This is a genomic window from Streptococcus sp. (assembly GCF_019414905.1).
In the GTDB taxonomy this organism is placed as follows: domain Bacteria; phylum Bacillota; class Bacilli; order Lactobacillales; family Streptococcaceae; genus Streptococcus.
On record NZ_DXLC01000167.1, the window covers coordinates 1 to 4,700 of the forward strand.

Consider the following 4,700-nt stretch of genomic DNA (forward strand, 5'->3'; position numbering starts at 1 on the left):
TACTTCCTTAACGTCATCTACAAACTGAACCATCACACGCAAACCAGCAATATCCTGTAAATCGTGTTCTAAGGTCGCATAAGTAATACCACGTCGAGCCATTTTTTCCTTGATACTTTCAATTGGCTTGACTCGACCAGTCACAAACTCAATCGGAGAATGCTTATTTTGCTTGCGATATTGCTTACGAATACCACGTAGTTTAATCTTTAACTCACCAACAGCTTGAATGTAAGGATCTAGAAATTCTTCCCAGTCTAAGGTCATATATTCTCCCTTGTTCTCATATTATCCTTCAAAAATATCTTTGATTTTTTCTCCAGATTCATATACAATAAATACAATGCTTATTATACCATAAATCCGCTTTCAACGATAAATAAAAGGTAAGAAAAATGAAACATTTAGAAATTGAATTGAAAACACTACTGAAAAAAGATGAATATGATCGTCTAAAAGAACAGTTCGGAGGTGTCACTCCTGTTCTTCAAAAAAATTACTACATGGACACGCCTGATTTTGAACTGCGAGAAAAGAAAGTCGCTATGCGCATTCGAACTTTTGAAGACTGGGCAGAACTGACACTCAAAGTCCCACAAAGTATTGGAAACATGGAATACAACCAAAAATTGCAACTAAAAGATGCTGAAAACTATCTGAGCAAGAAAGAACTTCCTCAAGGGCTAGTATTAGATGAATTGGCGAAACATGGTATTAAAACTAGTGAATGGCAGATTCTTGGTTGTCTAACGACACTTCGCTATGAAATGCAAACAGCTATTGGTCTCATGGCGCTGGATGAAAGTCAGTACTTTGATATGACAGATTACGAATTAGAGCTTGAAGTCGAAAATCACGAGCAAGGGAAACAAGATTTCCAGAAATTTTTAAAGGAAAATCAGATTGATTATCAAAAAGCTCCCTCAAAATTGGTTCGATTTGTCAAAAGCATGAAAAATAGCTGAAATAATCTCTATTTTTTGGTAAAATAGAAAAGATAAAAATACACAAATCCCAGTTCATATAGGTAAGACATATATAACTAGGATTTATAAAGTTTACAGAGGACGGTCTATAATGTCAGATAGAAAAAATATGAAACTTTTCGCACTCAACTCTAACCAAGAGATTGCACAAAAAATTGCTCAAGCTGTTGGTGTCCCACTTGGAAAACTATCATCACGTCAATTTTCTGACGGAGAGATCCAAGTGAATATCGAAGAGAGTGTCCGTGGTTATGATGTGTACATCATCCAATCTACAAGTTTCCCTGTTAACAACCACCTAATGGAATTGTTAATCATGGTTGATGCTTGTGTGCGTGCAAGTGCCCACAGTATCAACGTTGTCCTTCCGTATTTTGGCTATGCACGCCAAGATAGAATTGCATCATCTAGAGAACCACTAACAGCTAAACTAGTTGCTAACATGCTGGTTAAAGCTGGTGTAGATCGTGTCCTTACCCTCGACTTACATGCAGTTCAAGTACAAGGATTCTTTGATATTCCTGTAGATAATCTTTACACTGTTCCTCTCTTTGCTAAACACTACTGTGATAAAGGATTAAGAGGTTCAGATGTTGTTGTCGTTAGCCCTAAAAATTCAGGAGTAAAACGTGCTCGTAGCCTGGCTGAATATCTTGATGCTCCTATCGCCATTATCGACTACCCTCAAGACGATGCAACTCGCAATGAAGGCTATATCATCGGTGATGTTGAAGGTAAAAAAGCTATCTTGATTGATGACATTTTAAATACAGGACGTACCTTCTCTGAAGCAGCCAAAATCGTTGAACGTGAAGGGGCTACAGAAATTTATGTTGTTTCTAGCCACGGTCTCTTCGTTGAAGGTGCTGCTGAACTTCTTGACAATACTAAGATTAAAGAAATTCTTGTGACTGATTCAGTAGCAACAAAAGAAAAAACTCCTAAAAACGTATGCTACATCACTGCTAGTGAGTTAATTGGTGATGCCATCGTCCGTATCCACGAAAGAAAACCAGTCAGCCCACTCTTTGCCTACAACAAAAAGAAATAAGGTGATTCTTTGATTTATTTGGACAATGCTGCGACGACTCCTATGTCAGCAGTTGCTATTTCAGCGATGACCGAGGTTATGCAAGAAACCTATGGAAATCCTTCTAGTATTCATGGGCATGGTCGCCAAGCTGGCAAACTCTTGCGAGAAGCCCGTCAGGAACTAGCTCAGTTACTGGGAACAAAACCTCAACATATCTTTTTCACTTCTGGTGGAACAGAAGGCAACAATACTGCCATCATTGGCTACTGCCTTCGTCACCAAGAACGAGGAAAACATATCATCACAACTGCCATCGAGCACCATGCTGTCCTTGAAACGATTGATTACTTGGTTCAGCACTTTGGTTTTGAAGCAACCATTATCCAGCCAGAAAATCAAGAAATCACAGCCCAACAAATTCAAAAGGCCTTACGTGACGATACGATTTTGGTTTCTACCATGTTTGCCAATAATGAGACTGGAAACCTACTGCCCATTGCTGAAATTGGCCAAATACTTAAGCAACACCCTGCTGTCTATCATGTCGATGCAGTTCAGACAATCGGTAAAATCCCTATTCATCCAGAAGAATTGGGAATTGATTTTCTCACTGCTTCAGCCCATAAATTCCATGGTCCTAAGGGAATCGGCTTTCTCTACGCATCTAGCATGGACTTTGATTCCTATCTACATGGCGGAGACCAAGAACAGAAAAAACGTGCAGGGACTGAAAATCTGGCTGCCATCGTAGGCATGCTTGCAGCCCTAAAAGAAGATTTAGAAAAGCAAGAAGAACATTTTCAACATGTACAAATTCTAGAAACTTCCTTTCTTGCAGAGCTAGAGGGAATTCAGTATTACTTGAATAGAGGAGAACATCATCTCCCTTATGTTGTCAATATTGGATTTCCTGGGCAGAAAAACGACCTCTTACTCCTTCGTCTAGATTTAGCTGGAATTTCAATCTCTACTGGCTCAGCCTGTACTGCAGGCATTGTCCAATCCAGCCATGTTCTTGAAGCCATGTACGGGGCAAATTCAGAACGCTTGAAGGAATCCGTTCGCATCAGTTTGTCTTCACAAAATACTGTTGAAGAACTACAAACCCTCGCAAAAACCTTAAAAGAAATTATCGGAGGTTTGCCATATGGCATTTGAAAAAACCATTCAATTAAAAAATTGTCGTTACGACTACACTCTTAGCCCTTCTGTTAAAAAATTCACCCTCAAAGACAACACCTTTTTTGAGACTAAAGTTGGTAACTATGAACTGACTCGTCTACTTGAAAAGGTACCAAACAGCGGTGAAGGCTTCCAACTCAAAATCATCATTAACAAGGAACTTACAGGAGCTAAAATCAATATCACTGACAAGTTTGGTCTTCGTTTAGTTGATATTTTCAAATCAGAAGACCACCACATTCATCAGGAAAAATTCTACTTCCTCATGGATAGCTTGGTAGAACGTGGTGTCTTTACAAAATCAGAAAGATAGAGCCAAAATGTTTGAATTGACCTATAAGGACAGCTATCATGTAGAGCGTACACTCAAGTATGAGGATTATGAAGCTCTCATGCTGGCTTTGTCAGGATGTGTGACCCTACCAGATACACTTTATGTGTCTTCTTTGACTTTTGAGGGGCAGGAAGTTTACCAAGGATTGGTTGGAGACCTCTACCGTTTTCTATCACAAACATCATTTTTACATCAAAACTAAGATTTTTCTTAGTTTTTTATTGTTTTTGTTGATTTTTTCACAATGTTTCTATAAAATAGAAGAATAGAAAGGTTGTGATTTTGTGAAAGATAAACAGTCTGCTATTCCAAAAGCTACAGCAAAAAGACTCTCTCTCTACTATCGAATTTTTAAGAGATTTCATGCAGAAAAGATTGAACGTGCCAACTCTAAGCAAATTGCAGAGGCTATCGGTATTGATTCAGCGACAGTTCGTCGTGATTTTTCCTATTTTGGTGAACTTGGTCGTCGTGGTTTTGGCTATGATGTCAAAAAACTGATGACGTTTTTTGCCGATTTGCTCAATGATAACTCCATTACTAATGTTATGCTGGTTGGTATTGGAAATATGGGTCATGCCCTTCTCCACTACCGTTTCCATGAGCGTAACAAGATGAAGATTATCATGGCCTTTGATCTAGATGACCATCCTGAGGTCGGGACCCAAACTCCTGATGGTATTCCCATTTACGGGATTTCTCAAATCAAGGATAAAATTAAGAATGCCGATGTCAAAACTGCTATCCTAACTGTTCCCAGCGTCAAGTCACAAGAGGTTGCCAATCTCTTGGTGGATGCTGGCGTGAAAGGTATTCTCAGTTTTTCACCTGTCCATCTACATTTACCAAAAGACGTGGTCGTTCAGTATGTCGATTTGACAAGTGAACTCCAAACCCTCCTCTATTTCATGCGAAAAGAGGATTAGAAAGCGAAAATCATTTTATGAAAAAACCAGTTATTGGGATAACAGGAAACGAAAAAACTCATCCAGATGATAACATCATGATGAGCTACGCAGCAAAAAGTTTTGTAGAAGGCGTTAAAGACGCTGGAGGGATTCCCATCATCCTACCGATTGGTGATCAAGAAATGGCCTACCACTATATCAGTATGATTGATAAGCTCATCTTGACTGGAGGACAAAATGTTCATCCTCAGTTTTAT

At 39.0% G+C, this 4,700-nt stretch carries 7 protein-coding genes and 1 pseudogene; 7 read left to right on the forward strand and 1 reads right to left on the reverse strand.

Annotation, left to right across the window (positions count from 1 at the left end; translation table 11 throughout):
* Positions 1-267, reverse strand: a pseudogene (locus tag QZ359_RS04875) (GTP pyrophosphokinase family protein); the annotation flags it as partial.
* Positions 268-395: 128 nt separating this feature from the next.
* On the opposite strand from QZ359_RS04875, the gene QZ359_RS04880 reads away from it, so the two are divergent.
* From QZ359_RS04880 to QZ359_RS04910, 7 genes are all read left to right on the forward strand, one after another.
* Positions 396-965 carry a CYTH domain-containing protein gene (locus QZ359_RS04880; protein WP_293963421.1) on the forward strand — a complete coding sequence of 190 codons (570 nt, stop codon included), beginning with the start codon at positions 396-398 and terminating at the stop codon, positions 963-965.
* A 112-nt stretch (positions 966-1,077) separates the two neighbouring features.
* Positions 1,078-2,037, forward strand: a complete 960-nt coding sequence (locus tag QZ359_RS04885) for a ribose-phosphate diphosphokinase (protein ID WP_293963423.1) — start codon at positions 1,078-1,080, stop codon at positions 2,035-2,037.
* A gap of 9 nt (positions 2,038-2,046) precedes the next feature.
* The gene (locus QZ359_RS04890; RefSeq protein WP_293963426.1) at positions 2,047-3,177 is read left to right on the forward strand and encodes a cysteine desulfurase family protein; all 1,131 of its coding nucleotides are present in this window, start codon (positions 2,047-2,049) and stop codon (positions 3,175-3,177) included.
* Positions 3,167-3,514, forward strand: coding sequence for a DUF1831 domain-containing protein (locus QZ359_RS04895; RefSeq protein ID WP_000863540.1), 348 nt, complete (start codon positions 3,167-3,169; stop codon positions 3,512-3,514). The genes QZ359_RS04890 and QZ359_RS04895 overlap by 11 nt, the downstream gene beginning before the upstream one ends.
* 7 nt (positions 3,515-3,521) lie before the next feature.
* Positions 3,522-3,737 (forward strand): DUF4649 family protein, encoded by a 216-nt coding sequence (locus QZ359_RS04900; RefSeq protein WP_293963434.1) that lies wholly within the window; start codon positions 3,522-3,524, stop codon positions 3,735-3,737.
* An 82-nt stretch (positions 3,738-3,819) separates the two neighbouring features.
* Complete coding sequence (locus QZ359_RS04905) at positions 3,820-4,461, forward strand: redox-sensing transcriptional repressor Rex (protein WP_042900738.1); 642 nt, start codon at positions 3,820-3,822, stop codon at positions 4,459-4,461.
* Between the two features lie 17 nt (positions 4,462-4,478).
* Positions 4,479-4,700, forward strand: a 222-nt coding sequence (locus QZ359_RS04910; protein ID WP_293963441.1) for a gamma-glutamyl-gamma-aminobutyrate hydrolase family protein, incomplete at its 3' end; no start/stop codon positions are given.

Excerpts from the sequence above, each read along its gene's own strand:
- QZ359_RS04885 (WP_293963423.1), top strand. The coding sequence starts at position 1,078 with ATGTCAGATAGAAAAAATATGAAACTTTTCGCACTCAACTCTAACCAA.
- QZ359_RS04900 (WP_293963434.1), top strand. The coding sequence starts at position 3,522 with ATGTTTGAATTGACCTATAAGGACAGCTATCATGTAGAGCGTACACTC.
- QZ359_RS04880 (WP_293963421.1), top strand. The coding sequence starts at position 396 with ATGAAACATTTAGAAATTGAATTGAAAACACTACTGAAAAAAGATGAA.
- QZ359_RS04895 (WP_000863540.1), top strand. The coding sequence starts at position 3,167 with ATGGCATTTGAAAAAACCATTCAATTAAAAAATTGTCGTTACGACTAC.